Here is a 2,173-nt window from a genome sequence, read left to right as displayed (position 1 = left end):
CGGGCCAACACCCTGGCTAAGCTGGGCAGAAAAGCGGAAGCCTTAGCTGCGGCAAACAAATCGATGGAGCTGGCTAAAACAGCTCAGAATGGAGATTATGTGACATTGAACGAGAAACTAATCGCTTCCCTGAAATAGTGGGCTAAATTTAATATTAACCTGCTTAATTGCTGTTCACAGTTTTTAAAAAATATCCCTTGGGATCAGCAATCGGTGGAACGCTGCTTTTTATTTTAATCCACTTATCAGTTAAGATTGTTTGCTCCGTACCGCTGCCTGTTAAAATATCAATGGTTAGGGGCATGGGCAGGTTTTCCGATCTTATGGCATATTCATTAAACCCGGTTTGTTTTACGGTTATCTCCAACAGCTTAGTGGTTCTTAAGTAAAAATCAAACAATGGCTTTAGGTCTTTGCCCGATGCTTTGCTAAACAACTGTTCCACATCATCTGTAGTAACAAAATTATTGTAGGTGTATTGAGGTGCAGTTGCCAGTTTTTTTAGTGTATTAAAAAAAACGTCATCGCCCAGTACAAAGCGCAGGGTATGCATAAAGAAAGCGCCTTTAGGGTAAATATCGCTGTAATAAGCTTCCGACGAACTCATGACTTCTCCCTGCACCACCGGTTTCTGATTACGGATATTGTTCTTAAGGACTACCATCATACTGTCATAACCCCGATCACCATTGGCCTCCCTGCAAAACAATGCTTCACTGTAGGTGGTAATCCCTTCCTGAATCCACATATGAGCCCAGTCTTTATTTGTTACTTTGTTGGCAAACCATTCATGTGCAAATTCATGAAACAGGTTTGCGGAGTAATCATAGTTACCAACTTTTTTTAGTATGAATTTACCCTCCTTGTCACCATAGGTAATCATGGTCTGGTGTTCCATGCCGGGGTTAGGTACCTGAGCAATGCCTATTTTTTCTTTTGCCCAGGGATACTCTCCAAAATATTTTTCAAGTATGCGGGTATCCCTTTCACGTAAGTCTAATATTTTTTCTGCATTGGCTTTGTCTTCTTCCAGCACATAAAATTCCATAGGTACTTTATTCCCTTCAATAGTAGTATAGATACGTTTTGCAATGGCATATTTGCCAATATCAAAAAGAATACAATAATTGCTTATGGTGTAATTCGTTTTCCAATGAAAAGTTTGTTTATCCTTTTTTGTCAATACATTTTGAAGCAGTCCCGGCCCTGCAACAGTTAATCCTTTTGGTACAGTAATAAAAAGTTCAGCGCCTTCATCGGGCTCGTCGCTGGGGTGATCTTTGCAGGGATAATAAACTTTACCGCCTTCCAATTGGCAGTTTATTACCACCCAAGGATTACCTGCATTATCTTTTTTCCAGCTAAAACCGCCCTTCCATGGTGGGTTTACAGCTACAGGGGGCTTACCATTGTATTCGATCTTAATGGTTTGTCTGCCTGCTTTAAAACCGGCTTTATCTACAATGTAAATAAGGTCTCCTTCGCGATAGAATCTGTTCCTCTTTTGGTTTGTACTGATTGCGGTAACATCTAAAAAATGAACCAGGTCGAAAAGGAGCGTATCTGTTGGTAAATTTAAAACAAGGTCAATTTCAGTATAACCATTTATGGACTGGTTGGGAATATCAACATCAAGTGCCAATGTATAATGCCGGATGTCCATATTTGCCTGTAATGGTTTCAGCTTTCCACCCGAACTCATATGGCTGATATCTCGGTCTTGTGCAATTAAGGACGATGATATAAACATCAGGAAAGAGAGTGCAATTACTTTGTACTTCATAATACATTTTTTATATTGAATTATCGATGTGTTCTTCGTCAGTTTTGTCTACGATTAAACTCAATTGTCACCCTCCACCAAACTGAATTAAATATAGAAATTTTCGAGAATATCGTCACCCACCATTTTTTGTAAAGCCTAAAATCAAAGCTATCCAGTTATTTATCACCTTGACGGGAACGCTTATTTGCAGCAGCTTAGGAATGCCGGAAACTTATAGGGTGAAGCTCATACAACTACTACAAAGTCTTTACAAGCCCGGCTTCTGCTACCAGAATTAATAAGGCAAGCTTGATCGCTTCAGCACCTTTATCATTAATCCACCACTCGTCCAAAGAATGGGCATTGCCGCCTTTGCCGCCTCGACCGATGGTAATCGCCGGGACTCCC

At 40.4% G+C, this 2,173-nt stretch carries 1 protein-coding gene; it reads right to left on the bottom strand.

The genetic code is table 11. The annotated features are described in order from the left end of the window. Positions 1–163 precede the first annotated feature (163 nt). Complete coding sequence (locus tag WBJ10_RS14530) at positions 164–1,783, bottom strand: M1 family metallopeptidase (protein WP_424291540.1); 1,620 nt, start codon at positions 1,781–1,783, stop codon at positions 164–166. Positions 1,784–2,173 lie beyond the last annotated feature (390 nt).

Origin of the sequence: Daejeonella sp. (assembly GCF_049655485.1) — a bacterium.
Classification (GTDB): Bacteria; Bacteroidota; Bacteroidia; order Sphingobacteriales; family Sphingobacteriaceae; genus Daejeonella.
This window is presented reverse-complemented; position numbering and strand designations above follow the sequence as displayed.

Excerpts from the sequence above, each read along its gene's own strand:
- WBJ10_RS14530 (WP_424291540.1), bottom strand. The coding sequence starts at position 1,783 with ATGAAGTACAAAGTAATTGCACTCTCTTTCCTGATGTTTATATCATCG.